This is a genomic window from Dyadobacter beijingensis DSM 21582, from assembly GCF_000382205.1.
Lineage (GTDB): Bacteria > Bacteroidota > Bacteroidia > Cytophagales > Spirosomataceae > Dyadobacter > Dyadobacter beijingensis.
Genome location: NZ_KB907790.1, coordinates 68,144 through 92,137, shown reverse-complemented (window position 1 = coordinate 92,137; position 23,994 = coordinate 68,144). Strand labels below are relative to the sequence as shown.

Genomic DNA, 23,994 nt, shown 5'->3' with positions numbered 1-23,994 from the left:
CATTTTATATTAATTGAATACATGAGAGATAAGAATAGTAAAAAGAAACACCAGCCCGAAAGGCGGGAGGCCTCGGCGCCTCATCACATCGTTTCTTCCATTGATAATCTGAAGGCGGATATCGCCGCTTTTTTCGATCTGAATGCCGAACACGCATTTCGCCCGTTCGATGTTCACGATCATTTCGGGGTGCACGACAAAAAAGTACGGCTCCTTTTTAACGAAATCCTGCACGAACTGGAACAGGACGGCAGATTGGTTTATAACAAAAACGGTACATACCACGCGGCTCCGCTCAAAACGAAGCAAACGGGCCTTACCGGTCGCGTAGAGCGTGTGAACAAAGGTTTCGCATTCGTCGTGATCGAGGGGCGCGAGGACGATATTTATGTCGATCTCGAACTCCTGAATGGCGCCTGGGATGGCGATATCGTGCAGGTACAGCCGCTTTCGAGGAATATTCGTTCCAAATCGCGCGGCGATTCCGGGCGGAACCGTACCGAAGGGCGCGTGACCGACATTGTGGAGCGTTCGAATGCGGAAATCGTGGGTATCATCGAAATTAACCCCCGTTTCGCGGTGGTGCAGCCGGACAGTAAAAGGCTATACGACCCTATTTTCCTGGAACCGGACGAAGTAGGCGAGGCACGTCACGGCGATAAAGTGATCGTGAAAGTGACCGAATGGCCCACACGCAGGAGCCAGGCCGAGGGACAAATCGTAGCCGTGCTGGGCAAAGCCGGAACCAACGACGTGGAAATGCACGCGATCCTGGCCGAATTTGGGCTACCCTACCATTTCCCCGAGGAAGTGGAAGCCGAAGCTCAGAAAATACCGGACAAGATTGCCAAAAAAGATATCGCCAAACGCCGCGACATCCGCGATGTGCTCACATTCACCATCGACCCGGTGGATGCCAAGGACTTTGACGACGCATTGTCGGTAAGGTACCTCGACGAGGACGTGGTGGAAGTAGGCGTGCATATCGCCGACGTTTCGCATTATGTGGTGCCTGGTACGGAGTTGGAAAAAGAGGCGTTCCGCCGCGCGACATCGGTTTACCTCGTAGACCGGACCGTGCCGATGCTGCCTGAAAAATTGTCGAACAATCTTTGCTCGCTGCGCCCGAATGAGGACAGGCTGGCGTTTTCGGCGATTTTTGAGATTACTTCCAAAGGTAAATTGTTGAAAGAATGGTTTGGCAGAACGGTCATCCACTCCGATCGCCGATTTAGCTACGAAGAAGCCCAGGCGGTACTCGATACCGGCGAAGGCGATTTCCCGAGAGAACTGGACACGCTGAACAAGCTTGCGAAGATTTTCAGGAAAGAACGCTTCAAAAAAGGTGCTATCAACTTCGAAACGCCGGAAGTGCGCTTCCGGCTCGACGCGGAAGGAAAGCCGTTGGGGATTTACACGAAGGAACGCCACGATTCAAACAAGCTGATCGAGGAATTTATGCTGCTCGCCAACAAGCGCGTGGCCGAATATGTTTATTCGCTGTCAAAAGGCGAGGACAAAAACACGATGGTGTACCGTATCCACGAGGCACCTGATCCTGATCGCTTGCAGACATTTGCCAATTTTGTGGCCAAACTGGGCCTGAAACTGGAAGTGGAAGAAGAAAGCAAGATCGCCAAATCCATGAATGCCATGCTGGCAAAAGTAGAAGGCAAGCCTGAGCAAAACCTGATCGAATCGCTCGCGGTGCGCACGATGGCGAAGGCCCGTTACAGCACTGCCGACCTCGGCCACTTCGGTCTCGCATTCCGGCGCTACTCACACTTCACCTCGCCCATCCGCCGCTACCCCGACGTACTGGCGCACAGGCTGTTGCAGCACTACCTCGACGGCGGGAAGAATGTCGATAGCGAGCCTTACGAACTGGCTTCCAAGCATTCGTCTGACCGGGAAAGGCTGGCTTCCGAGGCCGAAAGGGCGTCGATCAAATATAAGCAGGTCGAGTTTATGGGAATGATGGACCCGGAGAAGGAGTTCGACGGTATTATCACCGGCGTGACGGAGTTCGGTATTTTCGTGGAGATCACGGAAACGGCTTCCGAAGGCCTCATCCGCATGACCGACCTCGGCGACGATTTTTATGAGCTGGACAAGGAAAATTACCGCATTATCGGGCAGCGCACGAAGAAAATATATGCATTTGGCGACGGCGTAAAGGTGAAAGTGAAGGAAACCAACCTCGCCCGCCGGAGTATGGACCTCTACCTGGCCGGCACCAAACCCGGCCGCCGCAGCGAATTCAGCCGACCCGACTTTAACCGGGATGGTGATCGCCGACCACGCGAGCGCAAGCCAAAGGAACCGCGCGGTTCCGGGCGCGTGAAGCGCGGGGGCGGAGGTACCGGAGGGGGCAGCTCGGCGAAGCCTAAGCGGCGGAGGCGGTAGTTCGTTACCTTTTTTAATTTCTTACGTCTAAACAGGATCATTAATCCTGTTCAAGATGGAAATCGTTTATAAAGAGGAATCTTACGCTGTTATAGGCAAATGCATCGAGGTGCACAGAGAGCTTGGTCATGGCTTTCTTGAAATTGTTTACAAGGATGCATTGGAAATACTTTTCCGGCAAAAATGCATGTTTTACGAGCGTGAAAAAGAGTACCCTGTGTTTTTCAGAGGGATTTTGCTCCCGCATAAATTTTTCGCGGACTTCGTTGTCTTTGACAAGATTATTCTTGAAGTCAAGTGCGTCTCTTGCCTTACTGACGAGCATGTTGCCCAGACTTTGAATTATCTGAAAGTTTCAGGAAATAAGCTGGGGCTGTTGGTGAATTTTGGGCGCGGGAAGTTAGAATACAAGCGGCTTCTTCTTTAATTAATGCCACGAAGGCACGAATTGACACGAAGCTCTTTGTGAAAATTCGTGCCTTCGTGGCTCCAAAATAAACAAAGCCCAAGATGATCCGAAAACTAATCTGCCTATCAATCACATTATCCATTACACTTACCGCGTTAGCGCAGAAAGACAAAGAAGAATGGCAATCCCTCTTCAACGGCAAGGACCTGACCGGCTGGGACGTCAAGATCGCAGGCCATAAGGTGAATGACAATTACAAAAACACCTTCCTGGTAGAGGATAACATGATCCGGGTGAACTATAAGGAATACGACAAGTTCACGACGGAGTACGGCCATATGTATTACAACAAACCTTACTCGCATTACAAGATCAGGCTGCAATACCGCTTTACGGGTAACCAGGTGCCGGGCGGAGCGTCGTGGAATGTGCGGAATAGCGGTATTATGCTGCATTCGCAGTCGGCGGCGAGCCTCGGACTCGACCAGGATTTCCCGATTTCACTGGAAATGCAGTATCTCGGCGGGTTGAATGCCGGCGAACGCAACACCGGTAACCTTTGCACACCGGGAACGATCGTCGATATCGACGGCAAACTGGCCGAAGCGCATTGCATTAATTCCTCTTCCAAAACTTACAATGGCGACCAGTGGGTAGATGCAGAGGCGATCGTGCTGGGCGATTCGATCATTTACCATATGATCGGCGGCGATACGGTGCTTGTTTACACCAATCCGCGCATCGGCGGCGGCTATGTCGGCAAAAACCATACGTTCAAGGACGGCAAAGTAGGCAATGAGGCCGAATGGGTCAGGAAAGACGGCACGAAGCTCGGCAGCGGCTACATTGCATTGCAAGCCGAAAGCCATCCCATCGACTTCCGGAATATCGAACTGCTGAATCTGAAAGGCTGCATGGACCCGAAAGCGACGAACTACAAGTCGTATTACGTGGCGGCCGATAACGCTGCCTGCACGTATAAAAAGAAATAACCTTGGCCAACCGGGCAATAAAACCCGATTGATTTTCGGTTTTTTATATTTTTGCAAGAATGGACGGTTCGTCTGAATCGTCCATTTTCTGTTTGTAAATCAGCCTTTGCGCGAATGAAAAATACCATTACCCGGTTCGTACTGCTCGTGGTTGTCCTGGCCGGGGTCAACTGGCTGGCCACCTCGTTCTTTTTCCGGTGGGATCTTAGCGAGGATAAACGTTACAGCATTTCGAATGCGACCAAACAACTCCTGGGTAACCTTGAAAAGGATGTCATCGTGAATGTATACCTCTCCGGCGACTTCCCTGCCGGCTTCGAACGCCTCGAAAGCGCTACCCGCGAGACGCTGGAAGAATTTAAAACCTACGCCAACGGCCACCTGATCGTCAACTACTCCGACCCTTCCGACGCGACAAGCGAAGAGCAGCGTCAGAAACAATACATGAGCCTGATCGACCGCGGACTGAACCCGACCAACGTTTTCGCGAACGAGGACGGCAAACGCACCGAGAAAATCATTTTCCCCGGCGTGATCGTGCAGGCTGATACGCTGTCGGTGCCGGTTCAGTTATTAAAAGGCAATAAGGCGAGCTCACCCGAGGAGCAATTGAACCAGTCTTACGAGGGCGTCGAGTTCGAACTGGCTTCGGCCATTCGCGTGCTCGCCAATCCCGAGCGCAAAAAGGTCGGGTTTGTCGTTAGTCATACCAAAATTTCCCCCGCACGCCTGAGCGACCTCATCGCGACGATCCAGCAGAGCTATGATGTTTTCCTGGACATGAACAATCCAGAATCCTACGAAGGCCTTGATGCACTGATTGTAATGAAACCGGACAGCGCGTTTTCGGAGCAAGAAAAATACAAGCTGGACCAATATGTAGTAGGTGGAGGAAAAGCATTGTTCTTCGTGGATGGCGCCCGTGTGGATAGCGTGAGCCTCGACGGCAGTTACGCGCAACCGCTCGATCTGAACCTGGGCGACTTGTTTTTCAAATGGGGTATCCGAATGAATACCAATCTGGTCAAAGATCTGAATTGCGCCCAAATCCTGCTGAACGTGGGCAATGTAGGCGATAATGCCGATATCCGTCCTGTGCCGTGGCGGTTCTTCCCGCTCCTCAACAACTTTGGAAAACATACCATTACCCGCAACCTGAATGCCGTTTACAGCCGCTTCCTGAGCTCGATCGACACCGTCGGCGGAGCAAACGGCATTGCCAAAACGCCGCTGCTGATGACCTCGCCTTACACGCAGCTCGTGAATGCGCCCGCGTTCGTGGGTTATAACGAGGCGCGAAAGGACCCCGATCCCGCAGAGTACCGCTCTGGCAGCAAGCTGGCGGGCGTGCTGCTCGAAGGATCATTCACATCGCTCTTTCAAAACCGGATTCTGCCCGATGATCCGAGGGCGGCGAAGTTTAAGGCCAATGGTAACAGGGGTAAGGTGATCATCTGCTCCGACGGCGACCTGATCGTGAATGATTATGATTATAAAAGGAATGCCCCGTTACCGCTCGGTTACGACCGCGTGACGAAGCAGACATTCGGAAATAAGGATTTCGTGCTGCACGCATTGGATTACATGACGGACGCCAACGGACTGATCAATGCCAGAGGCAAACAAATCGCGATCCGCGCTTTGGATAAAATAGAGATCAGGGAAAACCGGAAGTTCTGGCAGGCATTAAATCTCTTACTGCCCGTAGTACTAATTGGCGTTTTTGGGGCGATCAGGTATTATCTCCGCATTCGAAAATTTGCGTCGTAACCCCGGTGGCGCTTCCGTAATTTTTCATACTTTTGTTCCCTACAAAATGATTTTTCGGAATCTTCCACATATAAATCTATCAACTAAACACTTACGTCACGAATTATGAAGTTTGTCGTTTCGTCATCAGTTCTACTCAAACAGCTGTCTGCTATAAACGGTGTCGTTTCAACGAACCCAATTGTGCCAATTCTCGAAAATTTCCTGCTCACGCTCGACGGAAATTCTCTGACCGTAACTGCATCCGACCTTCAAACCGTCATGATCACGGAAATTGAAGTGGAATCGTCCGAAAAAGGAGCTATTGCCATTCCAGCAAAGCTGCTGCTCGACACCCTTCGCGGCCTGCCCGAGCAACCGATTACTTTGCAGGTAAATGCCGAAACTTTCGGTACCGAAATTATTTCCGATAACGGCCGCTATAAACTGTCGGGCGAAAATCCGATCGATTTCCCGAAAACACCGGCGGTGAACCGCGGCCAGTCCGTGGATTTCTCATCTTCGGCATTGGGTTCGGCTATTTCCAACACATTGTTTGCAACCAGCACCGACGATCTACGCCCGGCTATGACAGGGGTTTTCGTTCAAATGGGTGCTGAAAGCGCGACATTCGTAGCCACCGACGGTCACCGCCTCGTGCGCTACCGCCGTACCGACATTAAATCGGACATCGACACTTCGATGATCATTCAGCGGAAGGCATTGAACCTGCTCAAAAGCTGTCTGCCGTCGGAAGATGTGCCCGTTAAGGCGGAATTCACTTCGTCCAATGCATTTTTCAGCTTCGGTAACATCCGCATGATCTGCCGGTTGATAGACGAACGTTTCCCGGATTACGAAAACGCGATCCCGACCAATAACCCGAATACATTGACCATCAACAGAATGGAGATCCTCAGCTCCCTGAGACGTATTTCCATTTATTCTAACCGCACCACACACCAGGTGCGCATGAAAATGGCGCTGAATGACCTGGTCATCTCTGCGGAAGACCTCGACTATTCGAACGAAGCGAACGAGCGCCTGATGTGCGAGTACAATGGCGACGATATGGAAATTGGTTTCAACGCCAAATTCCTGATCGAAGTTTTGGGTAACCTGTCCAGCAAGACCGTCACATTCGAACTGTCCGCTCCGAACCGTGCCGGACTTATTATCCCGGTGGATCAGGAAGAAAACGAGGACATCCTGATGCTCGTCATGCCGGTCATGCTGAACACTTACGTTTAGGACTTAATCCTTTGAGCATACGAAAGCCCGGTCGCTAGCGACCGGGCTTTTTCATTTAACCGCCTATCTATCAATGTATTAGAGTTGGAAATTTTCTTACTACGAAAAAAATCGTAGTAAACGCTTGCATGTACGATTTTTTTCGTAGACATTTGGTACGAAGATTATCGTAATTAAAAACACCATGTACATCAAGCCAACCGACTCCGAACTTGAAATCCTGAACTACCTCTGGCAGGCAGGACCCAGTACCGTTCGCGCCGTGCATGATGCCCTTTCAGAAACCAAAGATGTGGGTTACACCACCACCTTGAAACTCATGCAGATCATGCATGACAAAGGGCTGCTCTACCGCACGGAGCAGGGACGGTCGCACATTTACGTCGCGCTCCTCGGCAAAGAGGAAACGCAGCAAAACCTGGTAGGCAAAATGGTCGAGACACTCTTTCAGGGCTCTGCGGCCCAAATGGTCATGCAGGCATTGGGGAATCACACTACCTCCAAGGAAGAACTGGACGAAATTCGTGAGTTATTAAATAACCTTGAAAACAATCGTTAGCCATGAAATTCTTCTCAAACCTTTTACCCGGTCCAGCCGTTTCCGCATTCGGCTGGACACTCATCCACTCCATCTGGCAGGGCACCCTGCTGATGTTGATCGGCGTCGCTGCCTTTTATTTTTTGAGGAAAAAGTCGGCCAATACACGCTATCTCGCGGGTGTCGGCTTCCTCTTCTCCCAGGTGCTCGCCTCCGTAGCGACATTTATTTACTACTATCCTAAAACCACCAGCGGTATTTCCAGTACCAAAGCACTGGCGCACTACACCGCATTATCCGCTTCCCGCACGTGGGCGGAAGTTTCCCGGGACCTTCCCATTACTTTTAAAATCCAAATGTGGCTCACGGCCCATTTAGATGAACTCGTGATCTGCTGGCTCATCGGCTCGGGTATTCTGCTGCTACGTTTCGCGGGCAGCTGGATATTCACCGAAAGGCTCCGCATGAATGCGCAGGTGGTGATGGATAAGGAATGGCGGGCACGTTTCGGGGTAATCATTGCCAAAATGAATATCTCGAAGGCGGTCGAATTCCGTGAAACTGCCAAAGTGCTCACACCCATGGTGATAGGCGCATTCAGTCCGGTGGTACTGATCCCGATCGGTCTTCTTTCCGGGTTCTCCACGGCGCAGGTCGAGGCAATCCTCGCCCACGAGCTGGCGCACATCCGCCGGAACGATTACCTGGTGAATATGCTCCAATCGTTCGTGGAAGTGATATTTTTCTTCCATCCGGCCATTTGGTGGCTTTCCGAAAAGGTCCGTGCGGAACGCGAGCATTGCTGCGACGACATTGCACTGGCAGTTTGCGGCGATAAAATGTCGCTGGCGCACGCCTTGGTGAAAGTAGCGGAATGGCAGGCGACTCCCGGCCTGGCGATGGCGTTCGCCTCCAAAAAACCGCTGTTACTACACCGCGTACAGCGCGTTCTGGGCCTGAACCCGAAACCCGTGCGCACGTTTTCAAGCTTGCCGGCGATGATTTTCGCAGTAGGATTGGTGCTCGGCATTTCCGCCTATGCCGTAGCGCAGAAAGTTGAAAAGGATAAGGAAAAGAAAGCAGCTAGACATCTGGCCATAAAAAAGCGGAAACCTGTGAAAACAGAAGCCCGGCAGGAACGTGAAATAGAGGAAATGGCGGAAGTGGCTATCGAAGAGCGTATGCACGAAAGTATAGAGGCGGAGCTGGCACAAGTGGATGTCGATGTCGACGCACCGGAGATGGATCTCGGACAAACCACCGGCAATGATACGCTGGAACGGAAGATGTGGGAGCTGAACCGAAAGATCCGCGCGATGAGCGAGGAATTGAAGCCCTACCACGCCAAATTGCAGGACCTGTACCGCGAGAGGGAAAAATACAGGTTTGAAACCGAGCGCTTCGAACGCGAAGTCGAGAAGATCGAATGGAAAAAGCATCGCGCCGAGGAATTGAGGTCCGATTTGATGGAAAAAAGATCGGTACTGTTCAACCAGGACGGCAAGGAATCGAAGCTCAGCGACGCGGAACTGGATAAGCAACTCGCTGATTTCGAGCAGCAGATCAAAGCTCAGGAGCAAGCCATTTCAGAGTATAACAATCAGATTTCCAATGCGACGAAGGAAGCTTATAAAGCATCCGAACCTGAGCAAAAGCTGCAAAGAGAGATCGAGGAAGTGCATTTTAAAATCAACGAGCTCGGCAAAAATATTGGCCTTGAAACGTTGAGCTACCGGAAAATGCAGGGTATCGAGGAGCCTCCACATGCGCCGCGGGTAGCGCGGAACGGACGCGTACGGCGCGCCGGAACGCCTCCTCCCCCACCCCCGGCCCCGGTAGCCGCGCCTGCGAAAGTCGTTCCTGCTCTCCCTGCAAAACCGGCCCCGGCGCCCAAACCGCCGCTTCCGCCCAAGAAAGATCCCAAAGACAAGTAAGCAAAAACGGCAGCGATTGAGTCGCTGCCGTTTTCATTGATATACCTCGTTATGATTACTCCACTTCAATCACGACATCGTCGGTAGTCGGGTGTGTCACGCAGGTTAGGATGAACCCTTCATTCACTTCCGCTTCCGACAATGCATCCATTTCGTCCATCATCACCTTACCCGACGTGCACCGGCCCATACATGCGGTACACATGCCCGCCTGGCACGAGTAGGGCAAATCGATGTCCATATTCAATGCCGCTTCCAGCACCGTTTCGTGCGGTTTGACAGGCACTTTATATTCGGTACCTTCATAAAACAGCGTGATCTCGTGTGTTTTGGGCGAATCGTCGTCTTCCGCTTCCGGCTCCACAGCCACCTCGCCTGGCTTGGCCGATGTGGCTGTAATGAAGCTCTCCTTCCGGATTTTATGCTCAGGAACCGCCAGAATGGATAATGCACGATGCGATTCCTCCATCATATCCTCCGGCCCGCAAATGAAGTATTCAGCTTCCTTTTTGTCCAGGTTAGGCAGTTTTTCAATGATTTTGAGCAAATGCGTTTTGTTCAACCTGCCTGTTTCGCCCTTCCAGCCTTCTTCGGGTTGGCTTAATGTATGCACGACGGTCAGCCGCTTGCCGTATTTCTCTTCCAGCGCTGCGATTTTGTCGCGGAAAATAACGGTATCCTCTTTCCGGCTGCCATAAATGAGGAAAACCTCGCTTTCCGGCTCGACCATCAGAATAGATTTCAGAATGGAGAATAATGGCGTAATGCCGCTTCCGGCACCGATGAACACGGCCTGGCGTGTCTGGTCGTCTGCCTGCTTGGGAAAGAAATGGCCCATCGGTTCCAAAGTTTCCAGCACATCGCCTTCTTTCAGGGTATCGAGCAGCAGGTTGGAGGCATAGCCGCCCGGTACGCGCTTGATCGTGATCGCCAGCGACACATCCGTGTAAGGAGAGCTCGACATCGAATACGACCTTCTGATCTTTTTATCTTCAAAAGGCAGCAGCAAGGTGAGAAACTGCCCCGGACGGTATTGCACTACTTCGTTGATCGGGTGCCAGAAATGAATGGTCGCAGCCTCCTCGGTCTCCTTCTCTACTTCCTTGACTTTTAAGAAATAATATTTGCTCATTGTGGGCTGTAAGCTTTAAGCGATAGGCTCTCTGCTGTTTTAAAAACAAACAAAAGCCTCACAGGTAACACCCATGAGGCTTTTATGATTTCATTTTAAGATTATTTCAAAGTCGCTACGGCGTCTTTGATGCGTTTTACTGCCTCTTCCAATGCTTCGTCGGCAGCGGCGGTCGAGATACGGATGCAGTTAGGAGCGCCGAAACCTGATCCTGCTACGGTTGAAACGTAAGATTTGTTCAAAATCCAGTTAGCGAAATCGTCGGAATTGTTGATCGTCGTTTCACCGTCCGATTTTCCGAAATAATAGCTCACATCCGGGAAAGCATAGAATGCGCCTTGCGGTACATTCACTTTGAAACCGGGAATGTCTTTCAGCAAACCTACCACGAGGTCGCGACGACGGTGGTATGCTTTCGCCATTTCGATCGAAGGCTCTTTCGGGCCGTTGAATGCAGCGGTGGCCGCCTTCTGAGCGATCGAATTGGTTCCCGAAGTTACCTGGCCTTGCAATTTTTCAACGCCGTCGGCGATCCATTTGGCCGCTGCGATGAAACCGATCCGCCAGCCTGTCATAGCATAGCCTTTCGCCACGCCATTCACGGTAATCACGCGGTCTTTCAATGCGGGGATAGAACCGATGCTGAAATGGCCTTCTTCGGTAAAGTTGATGTATTCATAGATCTCGTCGGCCAGCACATAAACACCTTCGTGTTTTTCGAGTACCGCAGCGATTTCTCTCAGTTCTTTTTCTGAATAAACAGCGCCTGTCGGGTTGTTAGGCGAAGCGTACATGACCACTTTGGTACGTGGCGTAATGGCCGCTTCAAGTTGCTCGGCAGTTACTTTAAAGTCGTTATCGAATGCGCCATCGATCACTACGGATTTTCCTTCGGCGAGTTTCACCATTTCGGAATAGCTCACCCAGTAAGGCGCGAAAATCACCACCTCGTCGCCCGGATTTACCAGGACCTGGATCACGTTTGCCAGTGAATGCTTGGCACCGGTCGAAACCACGATATTTTCGGGTTTCCAATCTATATTATTGTCGCGCTTTAACTTGTCAGCAATAGCCTTTCGCAGATCAGGGTAACCTGCTACGGGTGAGTAACCATGAAAACCATCGTCAATGGCTTTTTTAGCGGCCTCGCAAATGTGTGCGGGCGTCTTGAAGTCTGGCTCTCCAACGCTCAGACTGATTACTTTGTGGCCTTGTGCGGCCAGTTCACGGGCCATTTTGGTCATCGCCAGCGTCGAAGATTCTTCGAGGGCGTTGATGCGGTCGGCCAATTGAGTTTGCTCTGCTACTGCGGACATTGCAACGTTTTAATTTAGTTAAAGAAGGTACTGCGAACTGTATCAACAAATTGCCCGCAAAGGTACTGCTTTTTTAACAGTTGCATTGTATTATGTCAAGAAAGATTTAATGGAGCTATACCAATGAGCAGGCGGCAAACCCGATCTGCTTGAAATAGCGGCACATTCAGCGATATTTGTTCATGGACACACCCATTACCATAGAAGAAATCGTTTTGCTGGCCAATGTGCCGGAGAACCTGCATACCGCTTTCCTGCGCGTCGCGAACGGCCTGCACGAGCGGGCGAAATATCCGAAAGAGAAGGTCTTTCTGATGCTCGCCAAAATGCTGAGCGACCCTAAAAAGTATGCTTTTTCGAAGAAAAAGGTCACTAACCTGGCCAAAACGGTTTATGATCTGCGAAAAGCCGGTACTGAAATTGCGCTGACAGAAGCCGGTAAAGAAGTATTGAAAAGCGAGGAAGCGGTACCCGTGCCGGAGGAAAAAACGGCACAAGCCAGGACTGCTTTCAGTCTTCGGGAAAACAAGCTGGACTACGCAGTTTTCGGGAAAGAACATATTGAGGAAGGCGCATTGGCGCAAATGGAGACTGCCGTTAGTTTACCCATTTCTGTCGCTGGCGCATTAATGCCAGACGCGCACCAGGGTTACGGATTACCCATCGGCGGCGTCCTTGCCACCGAACCCGACAAGGTGATCCCTTACGCCGTAGGCGTCGACATTGCCTGCCGCATGTGCATGTCGGTCTTCGACATGCCGACCGACTACCTCAAACGCGAGCCGCACTTCCTGAAAAAGATACTGACCGAAAATACCAAATTCGGCATGGGTGGTGAAACAGCGCGAAAATACGACGAAAGCGTCATGGACCAGCCCGAATGGGAAGCCACCAAGGTGATCCGCTCGTTGAAAGACAAGGCATACAGGCAGCTCGGCACGTCGGGTACCGGCAACCATTTCGTAGAATGGGGCATTGTGGAAGTATTTGAAAACGATCCGCTTTTGAATTTACCCAAAGGCGAATACCTGTCGCTGCTCTCGCATTCCGGCTCGCGCGGCTTCGGCGGCAGTGTAGCCAATTATTATTCCAAACTGGCCATGCAGCGGACGGCCCTGCCCAAACAGGCAGCCCACCTCGCCTGGCTCGACCTCGATACCGAAGAAGGCCAGGCCTACTGGATTGCGATGAACCTCGCCGGCGATTACGCCTCTGCCAATCACCACGAAATCCATAACAAAATGGCCAAATCACTGGGAGAGAAGCCATTAAAAATCATCGAAAACCACCACAATTTCGCCTGGAAGGAAAAACTTGACGACGGTCGCGAAGTGATCGTCCACCGAAAAGGCGCCACGCCCGCCGGTTCCGACGAACTCGGCATTATCCCCGGCTCGATGAGCCAACCCGGCTACGTGATCCGCGGCAAAGCCAACCCCGAATCCCTCAACTCCGCCTCCCACGGCGCCGGCCGTGTCATGTCCCGCACGAAGGCATTCACCACCACCACGCGCAGCCAGATGAATAAAATTTTGCAAGACAATGGTATTCAGCTCATTGGCGGAGACCTGGACGAATCGCCGATGGTATACAAGAATATTGAAGATGTGATCGCCGCGCAATCCGAGCTTGTACACGTGCTCGCGAAGTTCTCGCCTAAGATTGTGCGGATGGCGGATGCGAATCGGAAAGAGGGACGGGAGGATTAGTCGCTAGTCTATCCCCAGCTGAGCTTTTACGTCTTCCAGGCTGTCGAATTCAGAAAGTTCGTTAATTAACGTCTCGTACTCGCCGATAGGCAAAACCGCGAATTTCGGCTTGCCGTCCTCTTCTATAATTTGTGCATGTAGGTTCATTCCTCTATTTAAAACACCTCCCCCAAATTCACAAACAACCCCCGCGACCCATCCATTCCAAAGCCATAGTCAATCGCGATATTAGCGCCCGAAGTTTTATTTACCTTGATCCGAATGCCTAACCCTCCCGCGGGGGCAATGCGGCGGAAGCTTTTGGAAGGCCAGTCGGATACGCTTTGTGCGTTGGCGAAAAGTACGCCTCCGAAAAGGCCGTTTTTGGTCAATGCGAAGCGGTATTCAGTTTCGAGGTAAAGCAGGTTAGGACTGCGGAAACGGCCTTGAATGTAGCCGCGGCCCAGGTTCGTCGTCGGGTCCCAGCCCGTAGCGGGCAGGTCGAGGTAAGGGGGTTTGCCGATCGTGAGCCAGTTGTAATTCCAGAATGCCAGGGTGTTTTGGCTGCCTTGCGGGAAATTGAAGTAGCGGCGGACGTCGATCACGATCGACTGCCAGTTGTTTGTACTGCCGAGGGCCGTCATGTTCGGGCGGAACTGTACGTTGCTGTAAAAGCCTTTCAGCGGGTTGATCGAGTTCGTGCGGCTGTCGTAGGCTACCGTCACCAGCGGGCCTACGGACGAGGATTTGTTCCCCAATCCATAATCCTTAATGTCCTGGTTCAGCTTCTCTTCCTTGTCCGACTGCATAATTTGCCAGCGTTTGTCATAGGCAAAACCCAGTCCCACAAAAAATGACTTGCCGATTCTCTTCAATACCGTCTGGTGGAGCCTTAAATGCTTGTATTTCAGATTTGTGGCATCCCTGATTTTGGAATCCATACCCAAACCATACGTGTCTTGCGGATATTTGAAAAATCGCCAGTCGACGACGAAATTATAGTCGTTGTTCCGCGTCCAGATGTTCGCCTGGACAGGAATCGTCATTTGTTTGTATTCCGTGTAAATGAAATTGGTGGTAATACTCGAAATGTTGGTCGTTTTGGGGCTGCTTGTATAGAATGCGATATTCGCATTGAGCGATCCCGTGAGGCCTGACGACAGCGTGTACCCGCCCGCGGGCACAAGCGAGAAGATCGGCTTGCCCGATTTAATTTTGGGAACGCGCACCGAATCCGACTTGTCCTTTGATTTCCACTTCCTGAGCACGTCGATCAGGTCTTTTTGCATCACTTTTTGGGCGGAATCGGCTGAGGCGATCGTATCGGGCCGCGTTACCTGCCTGATAGCTGCATAGCTTCCGGCCTGCAAACCGTTCACGGTCAGCAGAATAAGCGCGGTCGCTATGTAGAAAAGTTTCATTACCAGGTCGGGTTTGTTAAGCACATTCCTAGTAATATATATTAAAATAGTACCCGCCACAAAAAAAGCCACCGGCTTCTCGCGAAACCGATGGCTTTGTACCACTAAATATGGCTTTTATGCTAATGCAGCCTTCAAATTAGTGTCGATAGCTTCCAGGAACTCCTCTGTGTAGAGGTAATGCTCGCCGTGCTTCACATCGTTTCCGTGGAGGCCGATAGCCAAATCCTTGGTCATTTGTCCACCTTCCACAGTTTCGATACACACTTTTTCCAGGGCGTTAGCGAAATCGATCAGCGGCTGGTTGTTGTCCAGCTTGCCACGGAACGCCAGTCCGCGTGTCCATGCGAAAATGGAAGCGATCGGGTTAGTGGAAGTTGGCTTGCCCTTCTGGTGCTCGCGGTAGTGACGGGTTACTGTTCCGTGTGCTGCCTCAGCTTCCATTACCTTGCCATCCGGCGTAACCAAAGTTGAAGTCATCAGACCCAGTGAACCGAAACCTTGCGCAACGGTATCCGACTGAACGTCACCGTCGTAGTTTTTACAAGCCCATACGAAGTTACCTTCCCATTTCAATGCAGAAGCCACCATGTCGTCGATCAGACGGTGCTCGTAATGTACTTTTCCTTTGTATTCCGTTTCGTACACTTCCTGGAAGATATCCTTGAAGCGGCCGTCGTATTTTTTAAGGATCGTGTTTTTCGTAGACAGGTACAGCGGCCATCCTTTGTCCAAAGCGACGTTGAAGCACGAGCGTGCAAAACCGCGGATCGACTCGTCGATGTTGTACATAGCCATCGCTACACCGGCACCTTTGTATTGGTACACTTCGTGCTCGATCACTTGTCCGTCTTCGCCTTCGAATTTGATCGTCAGTTTACCTTTTCCTGGAACAACGAAGTCGGTAGCGCGGTATTGGTCACCGAATGCGTGGCGTCCTACGATAATCGGCGCCGTCCAGTTGGTAACCAGGCGAGGCACATTCTGCATGACGATCGGCTCACGGAACACAGTACCATCGAGGATGTTACGGATGGTTCCGTTAGGCGATTTCCACATTTGTTTCAGGTTGAATTCTTTTACGCGGTCTTCATCAGGAGTGATTGTTGCGCATTTGATACCCACGCCGTACTCTTTGATCGCGTTAGCGGCGTCGATAGTCACCTGGTCGTTGGTCTCGTCGCGGTACTCGATACCCAGATCGTAGTATTTGATATCTACGTCGATGTAAGGGAGGATCAGTTTTTCCTTGATAAATTTCCAGATGATGCGGGTCATTTCATCGCCATCCAGTTCTACGACGGGATTGTCAACTTTAATTTTGCTCATGTCTTAAATTCTATACAATAGTTAAAGATTTTGAAATCAGACCGTGAAAGTACGAACAATAGAATAAAAAGGCGAAATTTCCTCCGATTACATCCCCAAAAAGACGACAGTACCCGATGAGAAAGGCTGCATTGCGCAAGGAGTTTTTACAGAAAAGAAAGGACGCGGACGAACGCTGGCTGATCGAAAAAAACGCCCTCATTGCGCAGAATCTTGAAAAATATATTCAAGGGAATCATTTCAAAACGCTCCATACCTTTCTGCCGCAGCTGGGTTCGCGGGAAGTCAACACGTTTTTCATCATCGCATCCTTCCGCATCGCATTCCCCACCTTGCGCATTACAGCGCCGTATATCATTCCCGGAACGCGTGATATGGAGCATTTTCTCGTGACGCCCTTTACACATCTGATCACAAATCAATGGCGCATTCCCGAGCCTGAACCATTGACTTCCGAGCGCATACTTCCCGAAAAAATCGACATTGTCCTCGTCCCGCTGCTCGCGTTTGACCGCCAGGGTTACCGTGTCGGTTACGGCGGTGGTTACTACGACCGTTTTCTGCCCCAAACCCGCCCTGACTGCATTAAAATGGGCCTTTCACTCTTTGAGGAAGTAGATAAAATAGCGGATATTGATGAATACGACATTCCGCTGGACGCCTGCATCACTCCTGAAAGACTGTATGATTTCAAAAGTTGAAAAGCCTAGTAAACTGGTCTGAAATGTGGGTCTTAGGCGTTCCTTCCTGAATTTTAATGCATTAATGGTTGATTTTCCGGTATCATTTTAAAAAACTGCGTAAATTTGCGGCACTTTTCGCGAGGGCGGCGTATGTCTTTCGCAAGGAGTAAATCATATTCTATCCATTTTTAATCTTAATGCAAGAATGAAAATCGCAGTAGTAGGCGCTACCGGTCTGGTGGGCGGCGAAATCCTCAAAGTGCTCGAAGAGCGTAATTTCCCGGTGACGGAGCTATTGGCCGTCGCATCTGAAAGGTCTGTTGGTAAGGAAGTTACATTCAAGGGTAAACAGATAAAGGTGATCGGCTTCGAGGATGCGATTGCTGCCAAACCGGAGATCGCGATCTTCTCGGCCGGCGGTGGCACTTCATTGGCCCTTGCACCGAAGTTCGCGGAAGCAGGCATTACCGTGGTGGACAACTCTTCGGCATGGCGTATGGATCCGACCAAAAAACTGGTGGTTCCCGAGATCAATGCGGGCGAATTGACCAAAGAAGATAAAATTATCGCCAACCCGAACTGCTCGACCATCCAAATGGTAGTCGTGCTGAACCCGTTGCACAAAAAATATAAAATTAAGCGTGTGGTAGTTTCGACTTACCAATCGGTAACAGGAACCGGTAAAGCTGCCGTAGATCAATTGTTCTCGGAGCGTGCCGGCGATCACAGCAAAGGCAAAGTGTACCCGCATCAGATCGACCTTAACGTGTTGCCGCACATCGACGTGTTCCTTGACAACGGTTATACCAAAGAGGAAATGAAGATGACCAATGAAACGAAAAAGATCATGAGCGACGACAGCATTGCGGTAACCGCAACCACTGTTCGTATCCCGACGATCGGCGGTCACTCCGAGGCTGTTAACATCGAGTTCGAAAACGAATATGACCTGGACGAAGTACGCCAGATCCTGGCTGAAACCGAAGGCGTCATCGTGCAGGACGATCCGAAAAATGCATTGTACCCGATGCCTTTGACTGCCCACGGCAAAGACGAAACTTTCGTAGGCCGTATCCGTCGCGACGAGTCTCAGCCTAAAACGCTGAATTTGTGGATCGTAGCCGACAACCTGCGCAAAGGCGCTGCTACCAATGCAGTTCAAATCGCTGAGTTCCTTGCGAAACACGATTTAGTTGGTGTAGCTGCGGAAGCATGATAATTATAAATGAAAAGAGCCGCGACGCGGCTCTTTTCATTTATAATTATCTGTCGACCTCCCCCATTACCACATCGATCGACCCGATGACAGCAACGAGGTCCGCGAGCAGTGCGCCTTTTGAAATTTCCCCGATTACCGAAAGGTTATTGAATGAACAAGCCCGCGCCTTGCAGCGGACCGGGATATCAGCGCGGCCGTCGGTGCGGAAATAGAAGCCCAGCTCCCCTTTCGGATTCTCCGCGCGAACATAGAAATCCATCGCCTTCGGCCGGATTTTCTTTGGAACAACAGCTTGCGGATCGAAATCGCGGGTTCTTTTGTAATCCCCCCGCAACTGCACGAGACTTTGTTCGATGATTTTCACCGACTCCCAGCATTCCTTCACGCGTACCCAGGTGCGGTCCCAGCAGTCGCCTACCTTGCCCAGCTTTCCTTCGCCAATGGGTATTTCAAAGTCCAGCTCGGGATACACGGAGTAACCATCCACTTTTCTTAAATCATATCTTAAACCGGAGCCGCGCAGCATTGGGCCGGTGCAGCCGTAATTAATGGCCACCTCCAAAGGCAGCACGCCCACATTCGCTGTTCTCTGGATAAATATCTTGTTATCCACCACCAGCTGCTGCAATTCGATCAGCTTGGGTTTTAAATATTTGATGAACTCCGAGCAGCGCTCTTCGAAACCAACCGGCAAATCGTAGAACAGCCCGCCTATCCATATATAATTGTAGAGCATCCGCGCGCCGCACGTCCATTCGAGCAGGCGCAGGATCTGTTCGCGGTCGCGCATCATCCACAGGAACGGCGTGTACGCGCCGATGTCCATCGCGTAGGTGCCTAATGCGACGAAGTGGGAAGCCAGCCGGTTCAATTCGGCCACCACGACGCGGATGTATTCAATGCGTTTGGGAATGTCGTTTTCAATGCCGAGCATTCGCTCCACACCCATGGCATAGGCGTGTTCGGTATTCATCGCAGCCACGTAATCCATGCGGTCTACATACGGGATGATCTGGTTGAACGGCAATGCCTCGGCATGTTTTTCGAAACAGCGGTGCAGGTAGCCCAAATGCGGCACTACGTCGATTACCACCTCGCCGTCCGTCACCACTTCAAGGCGCAATACGCCGTGCGTCGACGGGTGCTGCGGGCCCATATTGAGCACCATTTCCTCGGTACGCAGGTTGGCCGAATTGTATTTCGTGGGCACCGAGGCCACAAAATGCTCGGGTTTATATTCGTATTGGATAGAATTGCTCATACCTAAAACCTGACTAGCTTCTGGTCGTGTACTTCCACGCGCAGCGGGCCGATCGGCCGGCCTTCGTTGTGCAGCCGATCCACAGCCGTAACATAATAAACATATCTTTTGCCCGATTCCGCCGTCATATCCACGAATTTTTCTCCCTCATAACACATTCCGAGAATGCGGCGCGGGTCGTGGGCGCTCGCTTTTTCTTCCGGCGGAAAGCGGTAAATCACGTAATACCAGGCCTTATCGCCATCCGCCGCGGCATCGGGCCGCTCCCAGGTAAGCTCGATGCCCCGCGATAACAATGTAGCTTTCAGGCTTTTGGGAGACAATGGCGGCACGCGGTCCTTCCAGGGCATGGTAGGGATCAACGCGGGATATTTGAAAAGATCCCTCCTCAATGAATCCACAAAGCCCAGGCTGTTGGCCCGCAGCGACCTCGAACTGAAAAAGATAGACCCGTCGGCCTCCGCTTCCCGGAAATAACGGACCTGGTTGGGTATCTCGGCAGGATTCGACCAATGCGTGTCCCTATCCTTGTATCCGACGCGGTAGGCGCCCATACCTATATATAAATGACGGTCGAACCGGTTCTCGTTCCACCAGTCGACCAGGTTCTTATACGGTACCCGGTTGAAACCGGAGGAAAAATACACCTGCGGGGCAATGTAGTCGATCCATCCTTCTTTTACCCAGCGGCGGCTATCGGCGAAAAGGTCGTCGTAGGAAGCCAATGCGCCGAAAGTCTTGGAGCCTTCGGCGTCGCGGTCCTTGTTGCGCCACACGCCGAACGGGCTGATACCGAATTTGAGCTTCGGGTTCAATGCTTCAAGCGCCTCGTGGATCTGTTTTACCAATAAATCCACATTATGGCGGCGCCAGTCGGCCTTGTTGGTGTAGCCGTCGGAATATTTTCGGAACGTCGCGTCGTCCTGGATCACCTGGCCGGGCGCGGCATAAGGGTAGAAGTAATCGTCGAAATGGATACCGTCGACGTCGTAATTCCGGGCTACGTTCACGGTCATATCGGTAATGAATTTCCGCACCTCGGGAATGCCGAAATCGAACAATTTATAGCCGTCGTAGCTCAGGATCCATTCCGGATGGAGCCGGCTGATGTTTTCGGCGGAGACGCTTTTCGAAGATTTATGGACAAGGCGGTTGAGGTTCAGCCATGCGTGGAATTCGAGGCCGCGCTTGTGCGCCTCGGCGATCATGAAGTCGAGCGGGTCCCACATCGGGTTGGGTTTGCGGCCCTGCACGCCGGTAAGCCATTCGGACCAGGGTTCCGGGCTTTTGGCATAGAAGGCATCCCCCGCGGCGCGCACCTGCACGAACACCGCATTCATACCCACTCGTTTATGAAAATCGAGCAGTTCCGAGAATTCTTCCTGCTGCTCTTCCGGGAGAAGGTTTTTGCTGCTTGGCCAATCAATATTGTCGACAGTGGCAATCCAGACCGCTCTAAATTCTCTTTTCGGGGGCAGGTTACTCTCCGTGTCCGCGCTCTGAGCCATGCAACCTTCCAGCAGAAACATCATCACGGCAAAGGAAAGCGCAACAATTTTAATTTTTTTCACTATCTGACCAATGCAAAATGTTAATCCGACCAAAGTAACGTATTTTGGAACAAAGTTAGCCGACAACCGTCTTAATTTCGAGCAATAACAGTCCGATTTGGAGCGGCATAAGAAAATCGCTGCCGACAGGCTTTTCTTGACTTAATTATATTTTAACGCTGGAATGATGTTTTAAACCGCCTTTACGGCTGCGTTAACAACCATCCGATTGTTGTTATTCTGAATTATTTTTCTGCATATTTATTGTGTAATAACAAGGATTTTTGTGACATAAACGGAAGCATAGTCCCCTTTTAAATACCCTAGTAACGCTTAAAACTGTACCCTAATTGGAACCATTTGTCAAAACCACTAAGAAAAACGTCCTGTTCGAAGTTGCATGGGAGGTTTGTAATCAAGTTGGAGGGATATACACTGTCATAAGGACCAAAGTACCTGCCATGGTTGAAAAGTGGGAGGATAACTACTTCTTGCTGGGACCTTATTTCGAAAAAAAGGCGTCTTCCGAATTTGAGCAGATTCACGACCTGGACGATTCACCGGCCGGGCGTATCGTGAAGCGAATGCGGGAAATGGGTTTCTCGGTATATTACGGCTACTGGCTTGTTACCGGTAAGCCTCGTGTGGTGCTGTTCGATCTCGACAGCATCATGGGCCAGCTCGATGCGATCAAATTTAACCTTTGGGAAAAGAACCGCATCCCGACGATCAACGTCGAACACCTTGTCAACCAAACACTTTGCTTCGGCGAACTGGTACGTATATTCCTGAAAGAATACGCGGACGAGAATGCGAAACGCGAGGAAATCTTCGCCCAGTTCCACGAATGGATGGCGAGCAGCGGGCTGCCGGAGTTGAAACGCGAGAATGTCAAGATCGCGACGACGTTCACTACCCACGCGACCATGCTCGGGCGCTATCTGGCGCAAAATGTGTCGGGTTTTTATAACAAACTTCCTTTCTTCGACTGGGAACAGGAAGCTAAAAACTACGGCATCATGGCGCAATGCGCCGTCGAGCGCCAGGCCGCGCTGAATGCACACGTGCTCACGACGGTAAGCGACGTGACCGCCCGCGAATGCGAGGTGTTCCTCGGCCGCATGCCCGATCTCGTGACCCCGAATGGCCTGAACGTTGTGCGGTTCCAGGCTGTGCACGAATTTCAGAATCTGCACCTGAAGCATAAGGAACGCATCCACGAATTCGTCATGGGGCATTTCTTTCCCAGCTATTCGTTTGATCTGGACAAAACGCTCTACTTTTTCACGTCGGGCCGTTATGAGTATTCCAATAAGGGTTACGACCTCACGCTGGAAGCCCTCGCGCGCCTGAACTGGAAGATGGTGCAGGCCAATATGGATATGACCGTGGTGATGTTTATCGTCACCAAACAGCCTTACATGTCGGTGAACCCGGACGTACTGCAATCGCGGGCCGTGCTGAACGAGTTGCAGGAAACCTGTACCGCCATCGAGAAGGAAGTAGGAGAAAAACTTTTTCTCGCTACGGCATCCGGCACCGACCACAAAATGCCCGATCTGAACGATTTTGTTGACGAATACTGGCGTTTGCGTCTGCGCAGGACCATCCAGAGCTGGAAAACGGATAAGCTGCCGGCATTCGTTACCCACGACCTGAAACAGGAAGACGGCATTACCGATTTCTGCAAGCGCGCGAACCTGGTCAACAACGAGCGCGACCGTGTGAAGATCGTCTACCACCCCGATTTCATCGCGTCGACGAACCCGCTGTTCGGCCTCGATTACGGCCAGTTCGTACGCGGCTGCCATTTGGGTGTGTTTCCGAGCTATTACGAGCCGTGGGGCTACACGCCATTGGAATGCGTTGTCCGCGGCGTACCCACCGTTACCAGCGACCTTTCCGGCTTCGGCGATTACATCATGCAAATCATGCGCGACTACGAAAACCGGGGCATTTACGTCATCAACCGCAAATCGCAGACCTTTTCCCAGGCAGCAGACCAGCTCGCCGACATTCTCTTCAAATTCGTGCGCATGCAGCGCCGCGACCGCATTATGCAGCGCAACCGCGTAGAAAATATCTCGGATGTTTTCGACTGGATGAATTTGCGGTCCTATTATGACACCGCGCACGATCTGGCAGCGAAGAGACGGAAGCCGTGATAGCTAAGCATTGATTTTAGGCCCATTGACCGATGTTAATGGGCCTTTTTATTGCATTCCTGAAAATTTTCAACACCTTCACCACGCAATTTTTACCAATAACTATTACAATGAATTACATCGAACTGGATTTGAAAGTGGACCCCGAGTTTTCGGAGATATTGATGGCGGAGCTCGGCGAGGCCGGGTATGAGTCGTTTGTGGAGACCGACGAAGGGCTGCTCGCGTACATTCAGGAGGAAGATTTCAGGGAGGAGGCCATCGCTGATTTAACGGCCAAATACCTGGATTTAACGACAATAGCCGCAACCTGGAAATCGTTAGAAAGAAGAAACTGGAACGAGGAGTGGGAAAAAAGCTACGAGCCGATCGAGGTGGGTGACCAGGTGCGCGTGCGGGCGACGTTTCATGAGCCCGATCCCTCTTTTACCTATGATTTGCTGATCCAGCCGAAAATGTCGTTCGGCACCGGGCACCACGAAACGACCTGGCTCGTCATGAACGAGCAACTTAACCTCCCCCACGAACGACTTTCGATCATGGATGTGGGTTGCGGAACGGGGATTCTGGCGATCCTGGCGTACAAACTGGGCGCTGCGCACCTGCTGGGCTTCGATATCGACGAATGGGCTGTGGAAAATACCCGCGAGAATTTCGCAATGAATGATCTGCCGGCGGATTCGGAAGTATTTCAGGGAACGATCCAGGATGTGCCGGAAGCGAAAATTTTCGGCGGGGTGCTCGCGAATATCAACCGGAATATCCTCCTGGCTGAAATTCCAACATACGTACAACACCTGGAACCGGGCGGCTGGCTCGTTACCAGCGGGTTTTATGAAACCGACCAGGCCGATATTGAAAAATGCGCCGCGGAAAACGGCTTGAAAAAACTCAGGTCGAATACCCGCAACCAATGGGCAACCGTTGTTTTTGAAAAGATCAAATAGACTG

19 protein-coding genes are annotated in these 23,994 nt (G+C 51.4%); 12 read left to right on the top strand and 7 right to left on the bottom strand.

The genetic code is table 11. From position 1 onward, the window contains the following. The first annotated feature begins 21 nt into the window (after nt 1–21). From rnr to H144_RS33475, 7 genes are all read left to right on the top strand, one after another. Complete coding sequence (gene rnr / locus H144_RS0123970; RefSeq protein WP_019944648.1) at nt 22–2,406, top strand: ribonuclease R; 2,385 nt, start codon at nt 22–24, stop codon at nt 2,404–2,406. A 55-nt stretch (nt 2,407–2,461) separates the two neighbouring features. Then, entirely contained in the window at nt 2,462–2,833 is a 372-nt protein-coding gene (locus H144_RS0123965) for a GxxExxY protein (RefSeq protein WP_019944647.1), read from the top strand. An 83-nt stretch (nt 2,834–2,916) separates the two neighbouring features. Continuing rightward, nucleotides 2,917–3,807: a 3-keto-disaccharide hydrolase gene (locus H144_RS0123960; RefSeq protein WP_019944646.1), complete on the top strand. Its 891-nt coding sequence runs from the start codon at nt 2,917–2,919 to the stop codon at nt 3,805–3,807. 114 nt (nt 3,808–3,921) lie between these two features. Next, the gene (gldG, locus tag H144_RS0123955; protein ID WP_019944645.1) at nt 3,922–5,577 is read left to right on the top strand and encodes a gliding motility-associated ABC transporter substrate-binding protein GldG; all 1,656 of its coding nucleotides are present in this window, start codon (nt 3,922–3,924) and stop codon (nt 5,575–5,577) included. A gap of 105 nt (nt 5,578–5,682) precedes the next feature. Beyond that, the gene (dnaN, locus tag H144_RS0123950; RefSeq protein WP_026350952.1) at nt 5,683–6,807 is read left to right on the top strand and encodes a DNA polymerase III subunit beta; all 1,125 of its coding nucleotides are present in this window, start codon (nt 5,683–5,685) and stop codon (nt 6,805–6,807) included. A 184-nt stretch (nt 6,808–6,991) separates the two neighbouring features. Beyond that, complete coding sequence (locus H144_RS0123945; protein WP_015813170.1) at nt 6,992–7,366, top strand: BlaI/MecI/CopY family transcriptional regulator; 375 nt, start codon at nt 6,992–6,994, stop codon at nt 7,364–7,366. A gap of 2 nt (nt 7,367–7,368) precedes the next feature. Continuing rightward, entirely contained in the window at nt 7,369–9,279 is a 1,911-nt protein-coding gene (locus tag H144_RS33475; protein ID WP_026350951.1) for a M56 family metallopeptidase, read from the top strand. A 55-nt stretch (nt 9,280–9,334) separates the two neighbouring features. Here the strand turns inward: H144_RS33475 and H144_RS0123935 are convergent, their stop codons facing one another. Both H144_RS0123935 and H144_RS0123930 read right to left on the bottom strand, forming a co-directional pair. Further along, nucleotides 9,335–10,411: a ferredoxin--NADP reductase gene (locus H144_RS0123935; RefSeq protein WP_019944643.1), complete on the bottom strand. Its 1,077-nt coding sequence runs from the start codon at nt 10,409–10,411 to the stop codon at nt 9,335–9,337. 101 nt (nt 10,412–10,512) lie between these two features. Then, nucleotides 10,513–11,727: a pyridoxal phosphate-dependent aminotransferase gene (locus tag H144_RS0123930; RefSeq protein ID WP_019944642.1), complete on the bottom strand. Its 1,215-nt coding sequence runs from the start codon at nt 11,725–11,727 to the stop codon at nt 10,513–10,515. A 182-nt stretch (nt 11,728–11,909) separates the two neighbouring features. Between H144_RS0123930 and H144_RS0123925 the strand changes: the two genes are divergently transcribed. Then, nucleotides 11,910–13,436, top strand: coding sequence for an RtcB family protein (locus tag H144_RS0123925; protein WP_019944641.1), 1,527 nt, complete (start codon nt 11,910–11,912; stop codon nt 13,434–13,436). Nucleotides 13,437–13,439: 3 nt separating this feature from the next. On the opposite strand, the gene H144_RS33725 is transcribed toward H144_RS0123925, so the two are convergent. The 3 genes from H144_RS33725 to H144_RS0123910 form a co-directional block, all read right to left on the bottom strand. After that, nucleotides 13,440–13,583 carry a hypothetical protein gene (locus H144_RS33725; RefSeq protein ID WP_019944640.1) on the bottom strand — a complete coding sequence of 48 codons (144 nt, stop codon included), beginning with the start codon at nt 13,581–13,583 and terminating at the stop codon, nt 13,440–13,442. Nucleotides 13,584–13,591: 8 nt separating this feature from the next. After that, entirely contained in the window at nt 13,592–14,836 is a 1,245-nt protein-coding gene (locus H144_RS0123915; protein WP_033403265.1) for a BamA/TamA family outer membrane protein, read from the bottom strand. A 117-nt stretch (nt 14,837–14,953) separates the two neighbouring features. Continuing rightward, on the bottom strand, nt 14,954–16,165 hold the full coding sequence (locus H144_RS0123910) for an NADP-dependent isocitrate dehydrogenase (RefSeq protein ID WP_019944638.1): 1,212 nt from the start codon (nt 16,163–16,165) through the stop codon (nt 14,954–14,956). Between the two features lie 116 nt (nt 16,166–16,281). Between H144_RS0123910 and H144_RS0123905 the strand changes: the two genes are divergently transcribed. Continuing rightward, nucleotides 16,282–16,866: a 5-formyltetrahydrofolate cyclo-ligase gene (locus H144_RS0123905; RefSeq protein WP_019944637.1), complete on the top strand. Its 585-nt coding sequence runs from the start codon at nt 16,282–16,284 to the stop codon at nt 16,864–16,866. 187 nt (nt 16,867–17,053) lie between these two features. After that, on the top strand, nt 17,054–18,064 hold the full coding sequence (locus H144_RS0123900) for an aspartate-semialdehyde dehydrogenase (protein ID WP_019944636.1): 1,011 nt from the start codon (nt 17,054–17,056) through the stop codon (nt 18,062–18,064). 46 nt (nt 18,065–18,110) lie between these two features. Here the strand turns inward: H144_RS0123900 and H144_RS0123895 are convergent, their stop codons facing one another. After that, complete coding sequence (locus H144_RS0123895; RefSeq protein ID WP_019944635.1) at nt 18,111–19,328, bottom strand: NADH-quinone oxidoreductase subunit D; 1,218 nt, start codon at nt 19,326–19,328, stop codon at nt 18,111–18,113. A 2-nt stretch (nt 19,329–19,330) separates the two neighbouring features. Beyond that, nucleotides 19,331–20,836, bottom strand: a complete 1,506-nt coding sequence (locus H144_RS0123890; protein WP_229208000.1) for a glycoside hydrolase family 10-like protein — start codon at nt 20,834–20,836, stop codon at nt 19,331–19,333. Between the two features lie 392 nt (nt 20,837–21,228). Here H144_RS0123890 and H144_RS0123885 point away from each other — a divergent pair, with 392 nt between their 5' ends. Both H144_RS0123885 and prmA read left to right on the top strand, forming a co-directional pair. After that, the gene (locus tag H144_RS0123885) at nt 21,229–23,043 is read left to right on the top strand and encodes a glycosyltransferase (RefSeq protein WP_019944633.1); all 1,815 of its coding nucleotides are present in this window, start codon (nt 21,229–21,231) and stop codon (nt 23,041–23,043) included. A 110-nt stretch (nt 23,044–23,153) separates the two neighbouring features. Then, on the top strand, nt 23,154–23,990 hold the full coding sequence (gene prmA, locus H144_RS0123880; RefSeq protein ID WP_026350950.1) for a 50S ribosomal protein L11 methyltransferase: 837 nt from the start codon (nt 23,154–23,156) through the stop codon (nt 23,988–23,990). Nucleotides 23,991–23,994 lie beyond the last annotated feature (4 nt).

Excerpts from the sequence above, each read along its gene's own strand:
- rnr (WP_019944648.1), top strand. The coding sequence starts at position 22 with ATGAGAGATAAGAATAGTAAAAAGAAACACCAGCCCGAAAGGCGGGAG.
- H144_RS0123965 (WP_019944647.1), top strand. The coding sequence starts at position 2,462 with ATGGAAATCGTTTATAAAGAGGAATCTTACGCTGTTATAGGCAAATGC.
- H144_RS0123960 (WP_019944646.1), top strand. The coding sequence starts at position 2,917 with ATGATCCGAAAACTAATCTGCCTATCAATCACATTATCCATTACACTT.
- gldG (WP_019944645.1), top strand. The coding sequence starts at position 3,922 with ATGAAAAATACCATTACCCGGTTCGTACTGCTCGTGGTTGTCCTGGCC.
- dnaN (WP_026350952.1), top strand. The coding sequence starts at position 5,683 with ATGAAGTTTGTCGTTTCGTCATCAGTTCTACTCAAACAGCTGTCTGCT.
- H144_RS0123945 (WP_015813170.1), top strand. The coding sequence starts at position 6,992 with ATGTACATCAAGCCAACCGACTCCGAACTTGAAATCCTGAACTACCTC.
- H144_RS33475 (WP_026350951.1), top strand. The coding sequence starts at position 7,369 with ATGAAATTCTTCTCAAACCTTTTACCCGGTCCAGCCGTTTCCGCATTC.
- H144_RS0123935 (WP_019944643.1), bottom strand. The coding sequence starts at position 10,411 with ATGAGCAAATATTATTTCTTAAAAGTCAAGGAAGTAGAGAAGGAGACC.
- H144_RS0123930 (WP_019944642.1), bottom strand. The coding sequence starts at position 11,727 with ATGTCCGCAGTAGCAGAGCAAACTCAATTGGCCGACCGCATCAACGCC.
- H144_RS0123925 (WP_019944641.1), top strand. The coding sequence starts at position 11,910 with ATGGACACACCCATTACCATAGAAGAAATCGTTTTGCTGGCCAATGTG.
- H144_RS33725 (WP_019944640.1), bottom strand. The coding sequence starts at position 13,583 with ATGAACCTACATGCACAAATTATAGAAGAGGACGGCAAGCCGAAATTC.
- H144_RS0123915 (WP_033403265.1), bottom strand. The coding sequence starts at position 14,836 with ATGAAACTTTTCTACATAGCGACCGCGCTTATTCTGCTGACCGTGAAC.
- H144_RS0123910 (WP_019944638.1), bottom strand. The coding sequence starts at position 16,165 with ATGAGCAAAATTAAAGTTGACAATCCCGTCGTAGAACTGGATGGCGAT.
- H144_RS0123905 (WP_019944637.1), top strand. The coding sequence starts at position 16,282 with ATGAGAAAGGCTGCATTGCGCAAGGAGTTTTTACAGAAAAGAAAGGAC.
- H144_RS0123900 (WP_019944636.1), top strand. The coding sequence starts at position 17,054 with ATGAAAATCGCAGTAGTAGGCGCTACCGGTCTGGTGGGCGGCGAAATC.
- H144_RS0123895 (WP_019944635.1), bottom strand. The coding sequence starts at position 19,328 with ATGAGCAATTCTATCCAATACGAATATAAACCCGAGCATTTTGTGGCC.
- H144_RS0123890 (WP_229208000.1), bottom strand. The coding sequence starts at position 20,836 with ATGGCTCAGAGCGCGGACACGGAGAGTAACCTGCCCCCGAAAAGAGAA.
- prmA (WP_026350950.1), top strand. The coding sequence starts at position 23,154 with ATGAATTACATCGAACTGGATTTGAAAGTGGACCCCGAGTTTTCGGAG.